At 68.7% G+C, this 19622-nt stretch carries 15 protein-coding genes; 5 read left to right on the top strand and 10 right to left on the bottom strand.

Annotated elements, in window-relative coordinates; translation table 11 throughout:
* Nucleotides 1-65 precede the first annotated feature (65 nt).
* The 4 genes from G6N58_RS13740 to mdlC form a co-directional block, all read right to left on the bottom strand.
* On the bottom strand, nucleotides 66-356 hold the full coding sequence (locus tag G6N58_RS13740) for a hypothetical protein (protein WP_068915208.1): 291 nt from the start codon (nucleotides 354-356) through the stop codon (nucleotides 66-68).
* Between the two features lie 167 nt (nucleotides 357-523).
* On the bottom strand, nucleotides 524-2377 hold the full coding sequence (locus G6N58_RS13735; protein WP_115278313.1) for an FAD-binding oxidoreductase: 1854 nt from the start codon (nucleotides 2375-2377) through the stop codon (nucleotides 524-526).
* 1 nt (nucleotide 2378) lies between these two features.
* Nucleotides 2379-2786, bottom strand: a complete 408-nt coding sequence (locus tag G6N58_RS13730; protein WP_115278314.1) for a tautomerase family protein — start codon at nucleotides 2784-2786, stop codon at nucleotides 2379-2381.
* A 4-nt stretch (nucleotides 2787-2790) separates the two neighbouring features.
* Nucleotides 2791-4407 (bottom strand): benzoylformate decarboxylase, encoded by a 1617-nt coding sequence (mdlC, locus tag G6N58_RS13725; protein WP_163908164.1) that lies wholly within the window; start codon nucleotides 4405-4407, stop codon nucleotides 2791-2793.
* 181 nt (nucleotides 4408-4588) lie between these two features.
* Here mdlC and G6N58_RS13720 point away from each other — a divergent pair, with 181 nt between their 5' ends.
* Nucleotides 4589-7339, top strand: a complete 2751-nt coding sequence (locus tag G6N58_RS13720) for a helix-turn-helix transcriptional regulator (RefSeq protein ID WP_115278315.1) — start codon at nucleotides 4589-4591, stop codon at nucleotides 7337-7339.
* 53 nt (nucleotides 7340-7392) lie between these two features.
* On the top strand, nucleotides 7393-8229 hold the full coding sequence (locus tag G6N58_RS13715) for an alpha/beta fold hydrolase (RefSeq protein ID WP_115278316.1): 837 nt from the start codon (nucleotides 7393-7395) through the stop codon (nucleotides 8227-8229).
* Between the two features lie 6 nt (nucleotides 8230-8235).
* On the opposite strand, the gene G6N58_RS13710 is transcribed toward G6N58_RS13715, so the two are convergent.
* A complete protein-coding gene (locus tag G6N58_RS13710; protein ID WP_232067854.1) occupies nucleotides 8236-9252 on the bottom strand; it encodes an alcohol dehydrogenase in 1017 nt (338 codons plus the stop codon).
* A 48-nt stretch (nucleotides 9253-9300) separates the two neighbouring features.
* Nucleotides 9301-12054 (bottom strand): ATP-binding protein, encoded by a 2754-nt coding sequence (locus G6N58_RS13705; protein WP_115278318.1) that lies wholly within the window; start codon nucleotides 12052-12054, stop codon nucleotides 9301-9303.
* 56 nt (nucleotides 12055-12110) lie between these two features.
* Between G6N58_RS13705 and G6N58_RS13700 the strand changes: the two genes are divergently transcribed.
* Both G6N58_RS13700 and G6N58_RS13695 read left to right on the top strand, forming a co-directional pair.
* On the top strand, nucleotides 12111-12554 hold the full coding sequence (locus tag G6N58_RS13700; protein WP_232067853.1) for a winged helix-turn-helix transcriptional regulator: 444 nt from the start codon (nucleotides 12111-12113) through the stop codon (nucleotides 12552-12554).
* Between the two features lie 54 nt (nucleotides 12555-12608).
* Nucleotides 12609-13328 carry a hypothetical protein gene (locus tag G6N58_RS13695; protein WP_115278319.1) on the top strand — a complete coding sequence of 240 codons (720 nt, stop codon included), beginning with the start codon at nucleotides 12609-12611 and terminating at the stop codon, nucleotides 13326-13328.
* 15 nt (nucleotides 13329-13343) lie between these two features.
* On the opposite strand, the gene G6N58_RS13690 is transcribed toward G6N58_RS13695, so the two are convergent.
* Entirely contained in the window at nucleotides 13344-13814 is a 471-nt protein-coding gene (locus G6N58_RS13690; protein WP_232067852.1) for a MarR family winged helix-turn-helix transcriptional regulator, read from the bottom strand.
* Between the two features lie 72 nt (nucleotides 13815-13886).
* Here G6N58_RS13690 and G6N58_RS13685 point away from each other — a divergent pair, with 72 nt between their 5' ends.
* Nucleotides 13887-14879 (top strand): NAD-dependent epimerase/dehydratase family protein, encoded by a 993-nt coding sequence (locus G6N58_RS13685; protein WP_115278321.1) that lies wholly within the window; start codon nucleotides 13887-13889, stop codon nucleotides 14877-14879.
* A 1-nt stretch (nucleotide 14880) separates the two neighbouring features.
* Here the strand turns inward: G6N58_RS13685 and G6N58_RS13680 are convergent, their stop codons facing one another.
* The 3 genes from G6N58_RS13680 to G6N58_RS13670 are packed head-to-tail and all read right to left on the bottom strand — an operon-like array spanning nucleotide 14881 to nucleotide 19547.
* Entirely contained in the window at nucleotides 14881-17148 is a 2268-nt protein-coding gene (locus G6N58_RS13680) for an ATP-dependent DNA ligase (RefSeq protein ID WP_115278322.1), read from the bottom strand.
* A 24-nt stretch (nucleotides 17149-17172) separates the two neighbouring features.
* Complete coding sequence (locus G6N58_RS13675; RefSeq protein ID WP_115281531.1) at nucleotides 17173-18894, bottom strand: MOSC and FAD-binding oxidoreductase domain-containing protein; 1722 nt, start codon at nucleotides 18892-18894, stop codon at nucleotides 17173-17175.
* A complete protein-coding gene (locus G6N58_RS13670; protein WP_115278323.1) occupies nucleotides 18894-19547 on the bottom strand; it encodes a cysteine hydrolase family protein in 654 nt (217 codons plus the stop codon). The genes G6N58_RS13675 and G6N58_RS13670 overlap by 1 nt, the downstream gene beginning before the upstream one ends.
* Nucleotides 19548-19622: the final 75 nt, after the last annotated feature.

The following is a 19622-nucleotide window of genomic DNA, read 5'->3' as shown; positions in this document are numbered from 1 at the left end:
TCACGGCTCAGAGATGGCGCCGCTTCGATACTTCCGTGGAGCCGGCCGGCCCCGCGAGACGCGGCCTAGTTGCCGTAATCGTCACGGTCTGTATCGAGGGTCGGCTGCGGCGCCACGACCGGCGGCGTGAAGACACCCGAGACATTGGGGTTGGGCATGTTCTCGGTGGGGCTCACCGTCGGCTCCGCAGACGTCGTGGTGGTCGTCGTCGTGGTGGTCGTGGTGGTGGACTCTTCGGGAGCCTCGCTCTCACTGCTGCACGCCGCGGTGAAGCCGATCATCGCGAGAATGGCGCCACCACCGATCGCAACAGAGAGGCGACGGTTGAAGGGCCGCGCGAGATCGGTCTTCGACATGGTGTGGATGCTCCTTCGGCGAGGCAGATCAGACAGAACAAGAACCTAGTACGTCCACAGCGAGTCCGCAGCGACGTTATAGACGCCTACGTTAACGAGTCGGTCCGTCTCGCGTCAAGGCTTTGGCCCCCTGTCACGTGCCGGAACCTGCGCCACCGGGGATGAATTCAAATGTCTGCAACCTGCACGGTGATCGTGAAGATCAGGGCCACCAATGCGCCGTAGGCACCGTGCGCACCGACGAAGAGCCGTTTGACGTCATATCCGGCCACATCCTTTCTGGTCTCGGCGCCGAACCGGGCAGGGCGGCCGCCGTCGATGATCGCGACGTCAATCCCCAGCAACGCGTGTCTGATGGCGTCGCGTTCAGCACCGGCAGCGGTGGCCACCAGCGCTCCGACAGTGCGTTCACCTCCGGTCGGCGGAATCGCGGCGCAGCTGGCGCCGTGCTCACGCAGGAACGAACCGACCGACGCGACGGTGGCTTCAGCGCCCACGACCAGGCTCAGATTGCCGAGGTTGACGCTGATGTCGGTGTTCCCGCCGGTGGTCAACGCGGCGCTGGTGTTGTGGGGCAACCGGCCGGTGAGTGCGTCATACACGGCCGCACCGAAGACCGGGGTGTCCGGTTCACCGGCGGCGCGCACGGGGAGCATCACCCCGGGGTTGAGCAGCCCGGCCGGATCGAAGGCCGCTTTGACCGCGCGTTGCGCGGCAATCTCCACCGGGGTGAACCGCTTGCTCATGAACTCGATCTTCTCGGTGCCGACACCGTGTTCACCGGTGATCGTTCCACCCAGTCTCAATGCGGCATCGATGATCTCGTTGTTGGCTGCCACCAATGCCCCGGGCGCAAGCGGGTTGTCCTTGTCGAAAAATGTGGTGGGGTGCAGGTCGCCGTCACCGGCATGTCCGCAGACTGCGATGAACAGCAGACCGTCGCGGTGACGTTCGGCGGTGGCCTGGATGGCCTCCTGCATCTCGGGTATCCGGTCGCGCGGCACGGTGACATCCCCGATGAAGAAGCCCTTTCCGCTCTGCACCACGGAGTTGGGTGCGTTCAGCCGCCCGAACCACAGGGCCGCACGGTCGTCGGCCGTCTCCGCGATCCGCACCTCGGTCGCCCGCTGCCGCAGCACTCGTTCCACGACCGCCTGGTCCCGACGTACCTCGGCCGCGGTACCGTCGACGTCGATGAGGACGATGGAGTCGGCGTCGAGCGGATATCCGGTGTCGTAGAACTGTTCCAGCCCGGCGATCCCGGCCCGGTCCAGCCATTCCAGCGCCGCGGGGACCACCCCGGTGGCGATGATGGCGGCGATGGTGTCTGCGGCGGCGCGCGCTGTGGCGAAGGCGCCCATCAGACTGTGTGTGACGGCCGCGACCGGGCGCAGAGCGACCGTGGCTTCGGTGATGATGCCGAGCGTGCCCTCCGAACCGATGAACAGCCCGAGCAGATCGGGGCCCTCGTCGTCGGCGGCGAACGTGCGCACCGACCCGTCGGGCAGGACCACCTCGACGCTGAGCACATGGTTGTACGTGACACCGTATTTCAGGGCATGTGGTCCGCCGGCATTTTCGATGATGTTGCCGGCCACCGTCGACAACGGTGCCGAGACCGGATCGGGTGAGAAACACAGCCCGTAGGGGGCGGTCGCGGTCTGTAGATCGGCGTTGATGACTCCGGGTTCCACCCGCGCGCAGCGCCGTTGAGCGTCGATGTCCAGGATCCGGTTCAGGCCGGACAGGTCGAGCAGCACCTGTCCGGGCGCGGGCAGCATTCCGCCCGAGCAGTTCGACGCACCGCCGCGCGGCACGATCGCCACGCCGTGCGCCGCGGCCAGGGCCACGATCGGGGCGATGGTCTGGCAGCTGCGCGGGCGCACCAGCGCACTGGCCACGCCGCCGACTCCCCAGTAGTCGCGGCCGCGTTCGGCCAGCAGCGCCGAATCGGTACACACCTCGGCGTGGGGGGCCACCGCCTCGGCGAACCCCCGGACCTGCGGCAGGATCGATGCCACGTCAGTCCACCTCCTTCTGGGCCCGGAACCAGGCTTCCTCTTCCCCTGGCGCCGGCAACACCCGGCCACCTTCGATGGCGAAATGAGCTGGGCTGTTCTGGATCACCACCAGAACCCGCCTGGCGGGGATGCCGGTGACCCGCGTCGCGGCGGCCGCGATCTCGGCCACCAGTTGACTGCTCTGCGCCTCCGGGTGGCCGGTGCGCACCCAGCCGTTGATCAACAGTGGTTGTGCGGGGCGGCCGTCGGTGTAGACGTCGTCGTCGGGCAGTTCGTGGAAGACGACGTTGACGTACGTGCCGGGCACGTGGTTGATCATCGAATGGACCCGGGTCATCTCGGCGGCCAGGTCTGCTTTGGTCTCAGGCGACAAGGCGCCCTGCACGGTGATGCACGTGTAAACCGGCATGATGTCAGCCCAGGAATGGAAGTCGGGGTTGGGTGGGTACCACCAGCACGGTGGGTCCCTCGGCGGCCAGCGCCGCCTTGAATTCACGAACCAGGTCGTCGGTACTGCCCGCCGTCGCGGTGCGGCACCCGTAACCCGTTGCCAGCGAGGCGATGTCGAGTCCGGGTAGGTCCATACCGGGTACGGCCGGTGTTTTCTCCAGCAGCGCAAACGATTTCAGGACCGCGTATTCACCGTTGCGCTGCACCACGAACACGATCGGCAGCTTGTGCTGCGCGGCAGTCCAGATCGCCTGGATCGAGTACTGGAACGACCCGTCGCCGATCGAGGCGACGATGGTGCGCTTCACCCCCCGCGCGCGGTCACCGAGGGCGATGCCGACGGCGGCGGGAACTCCCCATCCGATGCCGCCGCTGCCGGTGGCGAAGAAGCTGCCCGGGCGTCGCGTGGGCCACCAGGTGATGAGATCGGCCAGGGTGGAGGTGGATTCCATGACCACCGCGGCATCGTCGGGTTTGACCGTGCTCAGCGCCGCGTAGACGTCACCGGGTGCCAGCGGCGCCGTGGCCGCGGGCAGGTCGGGGTCGAGATCGCGGCGCAGCCCGGCCGGGGACAGCCGGTCATTCGGCACCTCGACGAGATCGGCCAGCTGCTCGAGCACGGTGCCCATGTCACCGAGCAGACTGTCGCCCACCGGCGCGGTGGCGGCCAGGTGGGGATCCCCCGTGATGTGCAGCACCTCGGTGCCCGCCGGCAGGTACTCCCCCGCCACGAAGGGGTAGTAGCGAAATACCTGGGCACCGATGACGATCACCAGGTCGAAGCCGGACAACGCGTCGCTGACACCGGCGATGGTCAACGGCAGCGGGCCGCCGTACAACGGATGGTCTTCGGGGAACGAGCACCTGTCCGAGAGCCCGCTGCCACGCACCGATGCCCGCAGCTTCTCGGCGAAAGTTATGCCGGCGTCCCAGGCGCCGGCGCGGTCCACCTCGGGTCCCAGCACCAGAAGCGGGCGCTCCGCCTGGCTGATCCGGGCCGCGAATGCGCGCAGTCGCTCTGCGTCGGGCTGCACCCTCGTGCTGACCGAGCGCACCACGGCGGGGCCGAGTGCCGGCTTGTTCCAGTCGTCGAGTGGTATCGACAGGAACACCGGTCCGGCCGGCGGTTGGGTTGCCACCGCGTACGCGCGCATGAACGCCGCGGGGACGTCCTCGGCCCGCACCGGCTCATAGGCCCACTTCACCCACGGTTGCGGCATCAGCGCGGCGTCCGGGTTGTTCAGATACGGGTCGTACAGCGACATTTCCCGGGTCTGCTGGCCGGCGGTGACGATCAGCGGCGTGTTCGCCCGGTAGGCGGCCACCAGGCTGCCCATCGCGTTGCCGGTGCCGGCCGCGGTGTGCAGGTTCACCAGAGCGGGACGGCCGGTGGACTGCGCGTAGCCGTCGGCCATGGCCAGCACGGACGCCTCCTGCAAACCCAGGACGTAGGTGAAGTCGTCCGGAAAGTCCTGTAAGAAGGTCTGTTCGGTGGACCCCGGGTTACCGAATACGGTGGTCAGCCCGAGGGCGCGGAGCAGGTCGTAGGTGACCTCGTGGACGGTTGTGGCAGTGCTCATCGCGGGAAAGTCCTTCCTCGGTCACACATCAGAACTCGACGCAGCGATCACACACCGCCTGACGGTCGCTTCGACCCCGGGAAAACCACGGGGTTGCCGAATCCCGGGTGGCCCCGTCGCAGCAGGTCTGTCCCACAAGTTCGGTCGACCGGGGGCGGGCGCGCGTGCCAAGATCACCGCCATGGGCTCGACAGCGGGCGACATCACGCTCATCGGCCGACAGGCCGAACAGCAGAAGCTGATCGAGCTGTGCGGCCGAGCCGGCACCGGCCACAGCGGCGTGGTGGTCATCCGTGGTGAGGCGGGGATCGGCAAAACCGCGCTGCTCACCAGCGTCCTCACCGCCGTCGACGGTGAGTTCCGCTTTATCCGGATCGGCGGCGCGGAATCCGAACTCGAGCTCACCTACGCGGGGATGCAGCAGCTCTGCGGCCCCATCCTCGGGCACATCGACCAGCTGCCGGACCCGCAGAAGAATGCATTGCGGGTGGCACTGGGCCTGCGCGAGGGCCCCCCACCGGATCGCCTGCTGGTGAGCCTGGCCGGGCTGACACTGCTCGGCGAAGCCGGTGCGCAGCGGCCCACCGTCTGCGTCGTCGACGACGCCCAATGGATCGACCGCGCGTCCCTGCAGGCGCTGACCTTCGCCGCCAGGAGGTTGCAGGCAGATCCGGTGGTGATGTTGTTTGCTGCCCGCACCCCGAATGCCGATCGGGAACTGGACGGGCTGCCTGAGCTGAGGCTCGACAGCCTGCCCCACCGCGATGCCGACGCGCTGCTCACCGCGGTGCTGCCCGGACGGCTGGACCGGGATGTGCGCGAGAACATCCTGGCCGAGGCGGAGGGAAACCCTCTGGCAATACTCGAGTTTCGCCGTGCTCTGGCACCCGCGCGCCTAGCGGGCGGGTACGGTGTCACCGCGGCCAAACCGGTGGCCGCGCGCATCGAACAGCAGTACGGTCACCGTCTGCGCGACCTACCCCCGGCGACGCAGACCTTGCTGCTCCTGGCGGCCACCGAGCCCACCGGCAACCCGGCGTGGCTCTGGGCCGCGGCGACACAACTGGGCATCGACCCCGATGCCTCCGTCGCCGCCGAACGCGCGGGTCTGATCAGCGTCGAACCTCGAATCCGCTTCCGCCACCCGCTGGTTCGTTCAGCCGTCTACCACCACGCCAGTGCCGTGGCACGCCGGCAGGCGCACCGCGCCCTCGCCGACGTGGTCGCGGGACCGGGCGCTGACGAGCACCGCGCCTGGCACCGGGCCCACTCGGTGGCTGCACCCCAGGAGTCGGCCGCGGTTCAGCTGGTGGAGTCCGCCGGGCGCGCGCGGCGGAGAGGTGGCGCCGCCGCGGCGGCCGCATTCCTGACCTATGCCGTGGAATTGACCCCGGACCCGCTGCTCCGGGCGACGAGGGCCCTGCAGGCCGCCACCGCCAAAGTGGATGCCGGAGACCACGATGCCGCGTCGCAGCTGTTGACGGTGGCCACCGGGTCCGGCGACCAGCTACTCGAGGCCAAGGGGGACGTGCTGCGCGCGAAGATCGCCTTCGCCGCCCACCGCGGCCGCGACGCCCCACCCCTGCTGCTGGCGGCGGCACGCCGGTTACACGACCTCGATGCCGCGCTGGCGCGGACGGCCTACCTCGATGCACTGGTGGCAGCGGCGATCGTCGGGCGCCTGTTCGCCGACGAGCAGTCCTCGGCGACGGCGATCGCGGCGGCCGCCCGCCAAGCCCCCGCACCACCCGGGCCGGTCACCGCCGCCGACCTCTTTCTCGACGGCTTGGCCCTGCGACTCACCCAGGGCCGGACTGCCGCGGCGCCGGTGTTGCAGCGCGCCATCGCGCGCTACCTCGACGACGACAAGGCCGGTGCTGCCGACCCCCGCTTCCACGACGTCACCCTGCGCGTGCTGCTGGATCTGTTCGATCAGGACACCTACAATGCCGTCAACGAGCGCCAGCTCGAACTCCTGCGTGCAGCAGGGGAATTGACGGTGCTGCCGGCGGCCTTGACCACCACCGCGGGTCAGTGCGTCACCGCAGGCGATTTCGTCCGGGCCGCCGACCTGCTGGACCGGTCGGAGGCCATCTCGGCGGCCACCGGCGCACCGCCGCACCGTTCCATCCAGACCTATCTCGCCGCCTGCCGGGGACAGCACGACCTCGCCCGGACACTCGCCGATGCCACCATCCGCGACGCGACCGAACGTGGCGAGGGCAGCGAGATCACCGTCGTGCTGTTCTCCATGGCAGTGCTCGGCAACGGATTGGGCCGCTACGACGAGGCGCACGCAGCCTGCACCGAAGCGCTGGAGTACGAGGACGTGGGAATGCACGGTCACCTGCTCAACGAGATGGTGGAGGCGGCGGCGCGGTCCGGTGACGCAGACGGGGCCGCTGCGGCCGCGCAGCAGCTGGCCCTGTGGGCCGAAACCACGCCGACGCCAACGGCACTCGGCTATGCAGCGCGGGCCAGGGCACTGATCGCCGAGACCGCCGCGGCCGAGGTCGAGTACCGCAGCGCCCTGGCAGCGTTGCACCGTTCGCCCTTGACAGTCCTGACCGCGCGCACCCACCTGATCTTCGGGGAGTGGTTGCGCCGGGCCAATCGGCGGGGCGACGCACGCGACGAGTTACGCACCGCCCATGGGATGTTCGTGGCCATGGGTTCGGACGGCCTGGCCGAGCGGGCCCGTCGCGAGCTCCACGCGGCGGGCGACACCTCGCCGCGCAGGCGCGGCGCGAGCTCCGCGCCGGCGCTGACCAAGCAGGAGGAGTACATCGCCCGCTTGGCCGGCGACGGCTACACCAATTCCGAGATCGCCGGCCACCTGTTCATCAGCCCACGCACGGTGGAATGGCACCTGAGCAACATTTTCACCAAACTCGGGGTGTCCTCGCGGCGCGAGTTGCGCCGGCGCGACTGAGTGCAGTCAACCTACGTATGGACTCACCATCCGACGTCGCCCCACAGTGGGGTATGCCATCTCTGTCAGCACACGCCCCGACCCAGTTCGTCGAATCGACGAATGCCCGATTCGCCTACCGTCGCTTCGGTGCGCCCGCAGGGGTACCGCTGGTGCTCGCCCTGCGTTTCCGTGGAACGATGGACCACTGGGATCCGGCGTTCCTGGACGAGCTGGCCGGCGAGCGCGATGTGATCATCTTCGACAACATCGGTCACAGCAAAAGCAGCGGCACCGCACCCACCACGATGGAGGCGCTGGCCGGTGGACTCATCGAGTTCGTCGATGCGCTGGGGCTCACGGAGATCGACCTCTTGGGGTGGTCGCTGGGCGGGATCGTGGTGCAGGCCGCCACCCTTGCGCGTCCGGACCTGGTGCGTCGGCTGGTGGTCGCCGGAAGTTCCCCCGGCGGCGGTGTTCCCGGTATGCCTGCACCGGACCCGCGGGTCTGGCAGGTCGCCACCAAGCCGGTCAACGACGACGGTGACTTTCTCTACCTCTTCTTCCCGGACGACGGTGTGGGCCATGCCCTCGGAGTGCAGTCGTTGCGCAGGCTGGACCCGCGTGTCCTCACCGACGAGCACACGCCCGTGTCGCTGGAGACGATGCAGGCACAACTGGCCGTCATCGCCTCCACAGGATCGAGCGTGTGGGATCGCCTGAGCGAGATCAGCATTCCCGTGCTGGTGGCCAACGGGGCGCACGATCGCATGATCGACTCCTACGCCACCTATGCGATGGCCGGTCGGCTGGCCGACGCCAAGGCGGTTCTCTACAGCGACGCCGGCCACGGTTTCCTGTTCCAGCACATCGACGATTTCGCCGGGGAGGTGCTGCACTTCCTGTCGTGAGGCCTTCTAGTGGAAGTCCAAGACCACCCGGAAGCGCGCGCGGCCTGACATCATGCGCTCATAGGCCGCGGGCGCCTCGACGAACGGCATCGGTTCGATCATCGGAGCGATCTGGTGCGTGAGAGCAAACCCCAGATTGTCTTCGTTCTCGATCGCCGATCCGGTCAAGCTGCCCAGGATGCTGCGGCCGCCGAAGATCAGGTCGGAGCTCTGTACCGGAATCGGTTCGGGTGAGGCGCCCACCACCACCAATCGCCCGCGTGGGCGCAACCCGGCCACCAGCCCTGCCATCGATGCTCCGTTGGCCGCCGTGGCGACGATTGCGGTGGCCCCACCGAGGTCGCGCAACGCCTGCGCCGTGTCCTCGGCAGAACTGTCGATGTAGTGATCGGCACCCAGAGCTCGTGCCAGCGGGGCCTTCTCGGTGCCCCGGGCCACGGCGGCGACCCGGTACCCCAGTGCCTTCGCGTAGTGGACACCCAGATGGCCCAGTCCACCGATGCCCTGCACGGCCACCAGGGTGTTGGGCGGCGCCTGCGCGGCGCGCAAGGCGTTGAACACTGTCACCCCGGCGCACAACAGCGGCGCCGCAGTCAGCGCGTCGAAACCATCGGGGACCCGCACCAGACCTGACGGCCGCGCGTAGACCATCTCGGCGTACCCGCCGTCGATCGTGGTTCCCGGTAGCGGCTGGTCGGTGCAGTTGACGAAGTCGCCGTAGCGGCAGAATTCGCACTGCCCGCAGTGACCGCCGAGGAAACCCAGCCCCACCCGGTCGCCGACACTCCAGCGCTCGTCCACACCCGGTCCCACCGCGTCGATCGTCCCGACCACCTCGTGGCCGGGCACCACGGGCTGCAGAGGATCTTCGCGCTGCCCCTCCACGGCCAGGACGTCGCTGTGGCATACCCCGCACGACGCCGTGCGGATGCGCACCTGTCCCGGCGCGGGGTCGCGCAACTCCCGTTCGACCATCTCGAAGTGTCGCTGCCCGGTGACCTGATAGGCCCGATATGTACTCACATCACCAGGACAGCGCATGGGCGGGCAGTCCGGTATCCGCATGTTGACCTAGGGCAGGACCTCGCCGAGCGCGTCGCGGAGTTGGTTTCGGCTGGTGATGCCGAGCTTGGGGAAGACCTTGTACAGGTGGGCCGCCACGGTGCGGTGCGACACATAGATGCGGTCGGCGATCTGCCGGTTGCTGAGACCGGTCGCGGCCAGCCGGGCGATCTGCAGTTCCTGCGGTGTCAGCTCGATACCCGGATCGTCGCCGGCGACCTGGCCCGGCAGTTGGACGCCGGCCGCGCGCAGCTCGGCACGGGTGCGCTCGGCGAAGGGGTGTGCATCGTGGACCTCGAATGTCCGCAGCGCCGGGGAGAGCTGAGCGCGGGCATCGACGATGCGGCGGCGGCGCCGCAGCCATTCTCCGTAGCAGAGTTGGGTGCGGGCATACTCCAGCGGCGCTTGCTCGGCCACGTCGGTTGCCAGCGCGGACAGGAAGTGGTGCTCGACTTCGTGACCGTCGGTGGCCAGCAGAGCGCGGCTGCGGTGCACCAGCATGGCGACGTGTGGCGAGCCCAATGTTCCTGCCTGTGCGGCAATGTCATCGACCACCTGCGCCACCGCCGCGGTATCACCACTGGCCGCGGCGCCTTCGGCGAGGTCGGCGAGCGCCCACCGGCGAGCCCCGCGGTCGCGCGTCATCTGCGCGAGCTCGCCGAATGCCTCCCGTTGGTTGCGTCGAGCCAGCTCCAACAGGCCGCCGGCCCAGGCCAGTTCGTCGCGCCACATCAGTGTGGTGTCCGTCGGTAGGTGCTCGCGCGCTACCGCCAGAGCGTCTGCCGCGCAGGACCACTCACCTTTCCAGGCGTGTATCCGGCACAGCAGGGCCGCCGCGGCGCCGGCGCTCACACCGAGGCCGACATCGGTGGCGATGCGCCGCGCAGCCTGGGCACTGATGGCTGCTTCCTGGAGATGACCGGCGATGATCTGGGCCCGCGCCGCACCACGGAGCGCCTCGCACTCGAGGGCCGGTGCACCGGCCCCGTGGGCGACCCGGATGGCAGCGTCCCAGCAGTTCTGCGCCACCGCGAGATCGGAGACCGACTCCGCTGCCAGCCCCATCGACATCAACGCCGTGAGGTCGCCGTCGATCTGCGCACGCAGCTCGTCAGCTCGGGTTCGGAAATCCCTGGCGTACTTGGCGTCTTCCACCGTGGCCAAGGCGATGTCCACCCGGGCGTCGCCGAGCGGCTCCAGCGCGTGCAGGCTCTGGGCCACCGCGTGCCGGTCGTCGGCGCTCATACCGTGCATGCGGCACTGCGCCGCGGCGGCCGCGAGCAGGCGGATCTGCTGGCACTGCGCGCCCGCCCCACCCAACCGGTCCGCCAGCGCCAGCAGAGCCGGCAGCGGCGGTGCGGGGATGCCGGCGCTGATGCTCAGCGTGAAGCGCGCAAAACTCAGTTCGAAGAGGTCCACGGGGTCGTCCGCGAGCGGCTCGGCAGCAGTCAGGAGGTCGACGGCTTCGGCGGTCGAACCGGCCCGGTAGGCCGGCATGATCGCAGCCGCCAACCGGCGAACCCGGTCCTGCGGTGCCGGCGAGAGTTCCGCTGCCCGCCGAAAGGCCGCCGCCGCTTCACCATTCGCACCGCGGTCCCGGGCCAGGGCTGCCACCGCCTCCAGTTCGGCGGCCAGCGCCTCATCCGGACCGTAGGCCGCCGCACCGCGCTGCCAGGCCGCTCGCACGGGATCCGTCGCCGCCTCGGCCAGGCAGCGGTGGAAGGCCCGGCGTTGCGACAACGGCGCGGCGCGGTAGGCCACGGACCGGATCAGCGGATGCCTGACCCTCACCAGGCCGTTGTCCACGGCGATGAGCCCGCAGCGTTCCAGTGGATCCAGGGCATCCTCGGACAGGCCCAGTCGCCCGGCAGCGTCGAGGATTTCGCCGGCGCCGGCATCGTCGGCGGCTGAGATGAGGGCCAGCAACCGACGACTGGTCTCGGGCAGCAATTCCAGCTGTTCGAGAAAGATCTGCTCGATACGGCGCGTGGTCGGCAGGGGCGCCGAGGAGGTGAGCACGTTCTGCTCACCCGCCGCGGCAATCGCCTTGGCGAGTTCCTGGATTGCAAGCGGATTGCCGGCAGCGGCGGCAAGAATACGACGCCGGGTTCCCTCGCCGAGAGCACGTTCACCGGTGGCGCTCACCGCGTCCGCCAGCAGCGTGCGGGCCGTGCTGTCATCGACCGGGCCCAGGAAGAGGCGGGGCAGTGATGCCAGCCGCCCCGGCCGGCCGTCGTAGCCCGGGCGGGCGGCGCACAGCAGCATCACCGGCGCATTCGTCAGTCGGCGGCCGAAAAAAGTCAACACGTGCAGGGACGACCCGTCCAGCCACTGGGCGTCGTCGACGATCAACAGCAATGGCTGTCGCGCCGCGGCTTCCTCGACCAGCCCGAGGATGGCCACCCCGATGGTCAGTGGATCCGGCGGGCCATCCTGGGACATGCCGAAGGCTGCGTACAGCGCTGCCCGCTGATGAGTGGGTAGTTCGTCCGCGTGGTGCAGCAGCGGATGCACCAGTTCGTGGACGGCAGCGAAGCCCACCCTGGTCTGGGACTGGACCCCGGCACACGACAGCACGCGAAAACCCGACCTGTCGGCCCACTGTCCGACTGCCGCAAGCATGGTCGTCTTGCCGATCCCGGCTTCACCCTCCACGACCAGAGCGCTTCCCGCCTGGCTGGTGTTCGCCAGCACCGACGTCAGCGTGGCGAATTCGTGGTTGCGGCCGAGCAACGGCACCGCAGGCCCGCGTCCCCGGGTCATGGCCCAACCGTAGCACCGCTGAGTATGATATTCCTACTCAGCAGAGCGGGAGCCACATGCCACAGAACGTGAACGACGACTGCCCGATCGCCCGCGCCATGGCCGTGCTCGGGGAACGCTGGTCGATGCTGATTCTGCGCGAGGCCATGCAGGGGCGGTCCCGGTTCTCCGACTTCCGCGCTGAACTCGGGATCGCTCCCGACATTCTCAGCAGCCGACTGTCTGCACTGGTCGCCGCCGGCGTCCTCGAGGTCGTCGACTATCAGGAACCCGGCGACCGGCGCCGCCACAGGTACCAGCTGACCGCAGCCGGCCACGACGCCGGCACGGTGCTGGTTGCGTTGGGGCAATGGGGGCGGCGGCATCTGCCGTCGGCCACCGACAGCGGATTACGTTTCGTCGAGACTGCCACCAGCAGAACGGTGAGCGCCGTGCTGCGCCGCCGCGACGGTACCGTCGTCGACCCCGCCGACGTGGTGTTGGTGCCGCGCCCACGCTGAAGCAGTCAACCGACCTATACCGGGCGACGTGACAGCCGCGCGATCCTGGCGACCATGAGCAGACTGATCGACGAGGTTCTGGACGCCTACGGCGGGACGGCTCGGTGGAACGACGTGAACACCATCCGGGCACACAAGCGGTTCGGTGGCGCGATCTGGGACCTCAAGCAGGTCAACGGTGTCGTCGAGGACGGCGATGTCACGGTGTGGGTCCAGGAACAGCGCACCTCACTGCATCCGTTCACCGCCGCCGACCGCGCCAGTGCCTACACGCCCCAGCGGGTCGCCGTCACGACCACGGGCGGCGCCACGGTGGACGAACTCGACCACCCCCGTGACTCGTTCGCCGGCCACGACCTGCACACACCCTGGAACACTCTGCAATTGGCGTACTTCACCGGTTATGCCATGTGGACTTACCTCACCGAACCGCTGCACCTGACACTGCCCGGTATCACGCTGACCGAAGGCGCGCCCTGGGTCGAGGAGGGCCAGACGTGGCGGCGGCTGCACGTGGACTACCCGCCCCACATCGCCACCCACAGCCCGTCGCAGGTGCTCTATGTCGACCAACAGGGTTTGATCCGGCGCCGGGACTATCAGGTCGACATCGCCGGTGGATCACCGGCGGCACACTATGTCTCGGACTTCCGCTGCGTCGACGGCATCGGCGTTCCCGCGAACCGGATGATCTACGTGCGCGACGTTTCCGGACATGCCGTCCTGGACCAACTCGTGGTGTCCATCGAGCTGACGGACATCGAGATCGGTTGACACGTAGGGACTCGACTACGCCGGAGGGTCCACAGACTCGCCGATCCGGTCGAGCAGCCGGGTCAGCTCGCGCTGCTCCTCAGACGTCAGGCAGCTGAAGATCTCCCCCGCTGCGACGAGGTAGTCGCGGAGCCAATTGCGCGCCTGCGCCTCCCCCTCCGGCGTGGTCGTCAGGCGGATCGCGCGGCGATCCTTGTCGTCGACACCGCGGGCGAGCAGGCCGTCCCGCACCAGCGCCTCCACCAGTGTCGACGCAGTGCCTTGGCTGATTCCCACCTCACGGGCCAGATCCGCGAGCCGCACCGGTTGCATCCGGGCCACCTCTGCGAGCAGTTTGGATCTCGGAGTCGAGACGCCGTGCTCCCCCAGGCGGTCGTCGAAGGCTCGCACCACCGACTTGCCGGCACGCCCGAAGGCATCGGCCAGCCGCCCGGCGCGCTGCGCCGATGCACCTGATGCACCCAGCCCACCCATTGTGTTTTTCACGTTGACGAAAGACTATCAGCACCCATATAGTTTGACGTCAAATGATTTGATACAGAATGAATGGGGACACCGATGAGGATCTTCGTCACGGGTGGCAGTGGATTCGTCGGGCGACATCTGCTCCGGCGGCTGGTGGGCACGGGGCACCAGGTGCACGCGCTCGCCCGCACGGACAGCGCCGCCGACCTGGTCGGTCGGGAGGGAGCGGTGCCGGTGCTCGGCGACCTGTCGGATCTGATCGGCAGCGACCGCGCGCCACGGTGGACCGCGGAGTTGAACGGGGTCGAGGCCGTCGTGCACGGTGCCGCCCACATGGCGTTCTGGGGTCCCGATGCTTTCTTCCGGCGGGCCAACCTCGAGCCCAGCGTCGCCCTACACCGGGTCGCCGCGGCCTCCGGGGTCACACGGTTCGTCCTGATCAGCGCCGCCAGCGTGGCCAGCGGTACCCAACGTGCGCCGGTCGTCGACGAGCGCACCGATGAGGGCCGGCCCAACATTGCCTACAGCCGCGTCAAGCTCGACACCGAGCGCTCCCTGCTCGGCGCCGGCACACCGACGATGACGACAGTGGCCCTGCGTCCGCCGTTCATCTGGGGCGCGGGCATGTCCACCCTGGACGACTTCGTCGCCACCGTGGACACCGGCCGGTTCAGCTGGATCGACGATGGCCGGCACACAGTCGATTTCGTTCATGTCGACAACCTCACCGAGGCCATCCGCCTTGCGCTCAGCCGCGGCCGTGCCGGCCACGCGTACTATGTCACCGACGGCACGCCGATGTCGGCCCGCGACTTCTTCAGCCCGTTGCTGGCCACCCGAGGTGTCGACGTGAGCGCCGCGCGCAGTGTGCCGCTTGCCGTGGCGGCCCCCCTCGCTGCGATGCTCGACGCAGGGGCACGCCTGTTGCGCCGGCCCGAACCACCGATGCTGACAAACTGGATCACCACCTTCATGGGCCGTGACCGCAGCTACGACATCACCGCTGCACGAAGCGAACTCGGTTACATCCCGTCCGTCACCCTGGCTGACGGACTCGCGGAGATGGCCGAGTCCCTCGCCCGCTGAATTACTCCCACACCACCTCGTCCGGCGACTTGTCCGGCCGCAGGCCCCGCCAACTCGGCTGCCGCAGACGGCCGTCGGAAGTCCGCTCGCTGTAACGCACCTCGCCCACGTGCACCGGTTCCACATACGTGACCCCGCGGGCATCAGGGCCGACAAGGGTTGCATTGAAGGGTGATTCGTCGACGGGGGTCAGCAACGTCTTCAGCTTGGCCAGCTCCTTGTCGGTGAAACCGGTGCCCACCCGCCCGACGAACTCCAGGCCGCCGTCGCCCGGAACGCCCATCAGCAGGGCGCCGATGCCGCTGGAGCGCCCGCCTTCGCCTTGGCGCCAGCCGCCGATCACCACCTCCTGGGTGTTCCACAGCTTGTCCTTGATCCACGACGCAGAGCGCCGCCCCGGCTGATAGGTGGAGTCACGCTTCTTGGCCACCACCCCCTCCCACCGCTGCTCGCGCGCGTACTCCAAGGCCTGCGGACCATCGCCGGGAATCTGTTCGGGGACAATGAGATCGGTTCCGTCGGCAAAGGCCTCCAGCAACCGGCGGCGGTCGGAGTACTTGGCGCGCACCAGGGATCGGCCGTCCAGCACCAACAGATCGAAGGCCCAGAATTCGACCCGGGTGGAGCGGGCGCGGTTCTGCATCTCCCCGAAGCTGGGCACCCCGTTGGAGTCCAGAGCCACCACCTCGCCGTCGAGAACCACGTGGTGATCAGCCAGATCGGCTGCCAGCGAACGTAGTTGCGGAAACTCCGCGGTGACGTCGCGGCCGCTGCGCGAACGCAGTCTCAGGTCACCGTGGTCAACCTCCACCAGCATTCGATAACCGTCCCACTTGCCCTCGAACGCCCAGGGGCCGGACTTCAGCCGCTCCACTGAACCGTGGGTGGCGAGCATGGGTGCAAAATCGCCGACCCCGGGCTGGTCCTGCTCCTTCATCCGGTGCGCGATCCAGTTCTTGCCCCCGGTCTGGATCAGTGCGTAGCGGCCGGTGATCCGGGTGCCGTGCAGGGTGACGATCACCTCGCCCTTCTTGCCGTCCACTGACTCGCCGTCCACCCCGGGATCGCGGAACTTCTCCGCCTCGTAGCTCCCGGAGTCCCAGACGATCACCTTCCCACCGCCGTACTCGCCCTTGGGGATCTCCCCTTCGAAGGTGGCGTACTCGAGCGGGTGATCCTCGGTGTGCACGGCCAGGTGGTTCACCGACGGCGTGTCGGGGAGATTCTTGGGCACGGCCCAGGAGACCAGCACGCCGCCGCGTTCCAACCGGAAGTCGTAGTGCAGACGGCGCGCATGGTGTTCCTGGATGACGAATGTATTGTCGTGGCCCAGAGCAGGTCTGGACGAGGGCACCGGTTCCGGCGTCTTGCCCGCGTCACGCATGCTGCGGTAGGTGCTCAACTTGTCGGACACCGGCGCGTCGGGATCCAGTGCCGCCAGCAGGTCCCCGTCGCGCGCCACCCTCGCCAGCACCTCGGCATAGGTCAGGTGCTCCAGCGCATCCGGGGCGTCCAATTCCTCCCAGGTGCGCGGCGCGGCGACCGTCGGTCGCTCGCGGCCCCGCAGCGAATAGGGGGCGATGGTGGTCTTCGACGCACTGTTCTGGCTCCAGTCCACGAACACCTTGCCGGTGCGCAGGCTCTTGGTCATCGTCGAGGTCACCTTCTTCGGCATGGCCTGCTCCAATTGCTGCGCAACACGTTTGGCGAGCACGACGGCGCCGCGGGAGCTCACCGGCTCGTCGAAGCGAGCATAGAGGTGCAGTCCCTTGCTGCCACTGGTCAACGGGTACACCGTCAGGCCCACGTCGTCCATCAGGTCACGTACCGCGCGGGCGACCTCACAGAGCTGGCTCATCGGCACGTCGTCGCCGGGGTCCAGGTCGAACACCAGCCGGGTGGCCGGGCCGATGATCCCTGAATCAAAACGCCATTGCGGCACATGCACTTCCAACGACGCCTGCTGCGCGATCCAGGCGAGTGACTCCTGACTGTCGATGATCGGGTAGGTGATGGTCCCCGAGCCGTGCTTCACCGAGGCCCGCGTCAACCAGTCCGGCGCCGAGGAGGCCAACTGCTTCTCGAAGAACGCCGGCTCCGCGACCCCGTTGGGCCAGCGTTTGCGGGTGGTGGCCCGGCCCGCGGTGTGCGGCACCATCACCTCGGCGATCGCCACGTAGTAGTCGAAGACCTCACCCTTGGTGGTTCCGGTCTCCGGATAGAGCACCTTGTCGGCGTTGGTCAGCCGGACCCGTCCCAGGCGCTCCATGACTGCACGGTATACCCGGCCCCACTACAAATCGATCACCACGTCGGCGGTCGGACGAGCGCAGCAGGGCAGCACATTGCCGGGCGCCGGCGGCTCCAGCGGTTCCGGATCGTGGCGGACCTGCCCGGCCAGCAGCACCGTCTCGCAGGTGTGGCAGACGCCGCTGCGACACGACCACCGGGTGGGCACGTCGCAGGCCTCGGCGAATTCGAGCAGGCTGTCGAAACGGTCATCCCAGGGCACGGTCAGCGAGCTGCGGGCGAACGACACCCCGGGACCGGCTCCGGCCGGCCCTGAGGGAGCGTGCGGCGCGACCGGGGCCGACGCAGCCAGTCCCGGGGTGATGGCCGGTCCCGCGCCGAAGGTCTCCGCATGCAGATGCGCGGGGCCCAGCCCGGCCGTCATCTCCGCCATGAACCGGTCGGGACCACACAGATAAATGTCCGCGGAAGTCGGCACCCCGAGTTCGGTGAGGATCTGCGCCGAGAGCCTGCCGGTGGCGTCGAAGTCCGAGTCGCCTGCGCCGGGATCGCTGTAGGCCACGTGGCGGTGGCTGTGCGGCAGGCGGTTCAGCAGGCACTGCGCTTCCTCGGCGAAGCTGTGCTCGGCCCGGTTGCGTGCGCCGTGCACCCACCAGATCTCGCGCGTGGAACCCTGATCCGCCAGGGCATGCAGCATCGCCAGCACCGGTGTCACGCCGATTCCCGCGGACAACAACACGATCGGGCTGTCCGCATCACCGAGTACGAACACCCCACGCGGTGCGGCCACGTCGAGGGTGTCGCCCACCTGCACCCGGCTGTGCAGGTAGTCACCCGCGCGGCCGTGCGGTTCCCGTTTGACGCTGATCCGCAGGCCATCCGAGCCCGGCAGGTTCGACAGCGAGTAGCTCCGCACGATCGTCGTGGTGTCGTCGGGGCGCAACCTCACCGTGACGGACTGACCGGGCAACCACGGTGGTACGCCCCCGGGCGAACGCAGGGTCACCGACAGGACATCTCGGCTCTCGCGGTGCAGTGTGGTCACCGGCAGCGCCAGGAAGCCGGGCCAGGCCGGAGGTGTTGCGGCTGCAGCCGAATTCAGGCCGACGTTGCCGCTGCCGTCACCGGCCGCGGCCAGCGCGCGCAGCGATTCCTGCCACCCCGGGCTCAACGCCGGGATGCGCAGTGCCCGCGCCAGGTCATCGCGCGGATGCCCGGGCAGATACAGCAGCGCGTCGATGTCGGCGACGGAGATCTGCTCGGGTCCGGTGACGATCCTGGTGATCTCGTCGCCGGCCTGAACCGAGCCTTCCTCGATGACCCTGCAGTAGAACCCGGGGCGCCGGTGCGAGACCAGCAGGGCCGGCATCTGCGGTTCCCCCAGGCGCAGTCCCACCCGGTAGCAGGTGACCCGCGGCTGCGTCACCTCCAGGACCACCTCGCCCACCCGGTACCGGTCGCCGATGCAGACCTCGTGATCCGGCAGCCCGTCGACGGTGAAGTTCTCTCCGAAGTGCCCGGGCTGCAGGTCATCTCGCCCCAACACGCGCGCCCAGTACTCATAGGACTGCAGCTGGTAGACCAGTACCGCCCGCTGTTCGCCCCCGTGGCCGCCCAGATCGCCCTGGCCGTCCCCGTCGATGTTGAGCCGGCGCACCATCTGTGGCCCGACCACCGGGGTCTTGTACACCGCGGTGTGGACGGTCCGGCCGTTCCAGTCGACGTCGGCGGGCAGGCCGACGTTGACCGAGACCAGGGTGGCCATCACCGGCTCTTCATGCTCGCGGTGACCTCGTCCGTGGACACCACGGCGTGGGCCAGGAACGCAAAATTGACCAGCGCGGCCTGGTACCCGTCGCCTCGGACCGGGTGGCGCGGGCCGGCGGTGGCATCACGGACCACGGTCACCTCGAAGCCCTGCTCCAGGAGATCACGCAGATGCGACTCGACGCAGATGTTGGCCAGCATGCCGCACAGGATCACCGTGGTGATGCGGCGCTTGCGCAGTTGCAGCACCACGTCGTTGGTCTGCGGGCCCCACACCTTGTGCGGGCTGGCGACCACGGTGGCCGGGTCCTCGATGAACTCCCGGAGTTCGTCGAGCCAGTCCGCCCCGGATCCGGCGAATCCGGCGAGCGTCAGCGGACCCTGGCGCGCAAAGGTGTCACTGTTCAGTTCATCGGTTTCCAGGGGACCGTTGAACTCCCACGCGTGATCGACCGGGTAGAAGTAGTGCGGCGAGACCACCAGCGGGTAGCCGCCGGCGCGGGCGGCACCCAGCAGCGCAACGAGGTTGCCCACCGTGTTGTTCTCGGTGATGCTGGCCGACAGCACCTCCCAGTTGCGACCGGCCGGGCTCAGCACGTCGTTCTGCGGATCGATGACCAGCACGGCGGTGGTCGACGGGTGATACTGCATCGAGGACCCCTTCTCTTGGTTCCCCGCCGATCCTGTCAGGTCCGGCCACCTCCGGCAGGCCAGTCCGCCGAATGG

This window comes from Mycolicibacterium tokaiense (assembly GCF_010725885.1).
In the GTDB taxonomy this organism is placed as follows: Bacteria; Actinomycetota; Actinomycetes; order Mycobacteriales; family Mycobacteriaceae; genus Mycobacterium; species Mycobacterium tokaiense.
Note: the sequence above shows the minus strand (reverse complement) of the source record. Positions and strands in the feature narration are given on the sequence as shown.

Coding starts and splice junctions, on each gene's coding strand:
- G6N58_RS13740 (WP_068915208.1), bottom strand. CDS start 356: ATGTCGAAGACCGATCTCGCGCGGCCCTTCAACCGTCGCCTCTCTGTT.
- G6N58_RS13730 (WP_115278314.1), bottom strand. CDS start 2,786: ATGCCGGTTTACACGTGCATCACCGTGCAGGGCGCCTTGTCGCCTGAG.
- mdlC (WP_163908164.1), bottom strand. CDS start 4,407: ATGAGCACTGCCACAACCGTCCACGAGGTCACCTACGACCTGCTCCGC.
- G6N58_RS13720 (WP_115278315.1), top strand. CDS start 4,589: ATGGGCTCGACAGCGGGCGACATCACGCTCATCGGCCGACAGGCCGAA.
- G6N58_RS13715 (WP_115278316.1), top strand. CDS start 7,393: ATGCCATCTCTGTCAGCACACGCCCCGACCCAGTTCGTCGAATCGACG.
- G6N58_RS13705 (WP_115278318.1), bottom strand. CDS start 12,054: ATGACCCGGGGACGCGGGCCTGCGGTGCCGTTGCTCGGCCGCAACCAC.
- G6N58_RS13700 (WP_232067853.1), top strand. CDS start 12,111: ATGCCACAGAACGTGAACGACGACTGCCCGATCGCCCGCGCCATGGCC.
- G6N58_RS13695 (WP_115278319.1), top strand. CDS start 12,609: ATGAGCAGACTGATCGACGAGGTTCTGGACGCCTACGGCGGGACGGCT.
- G6N58_RS13685 (WP_115278321.1), top strand. CDS start 13,887: ATGAGGATCTTCGTCACGGGTGGCAGTGGATTCGTCGGGCGACATCTG.
- G6N58_RS13680 (WP_115278322.1), bottom strand. CDS start 17,148: ATGGAGCGCCTGGGACGGGTCCGGCTGACCAACGCCGACAAGGTGCTC.
- G6N58_RS13675 (WP_115281531.1), bottom strand. CDS start 18,894: ATGGCCACCCTGGTCTCGGTCAACGTCGGCCTGCCCGCCGACGTCGAC.
- G6N58_RS13670 (WP_115278323.1), bottom strand. CDS start 19,547: ATGCAGTATCACCCGTCGACCACCGCCGTGCTGGTCATCGATCCGCAG.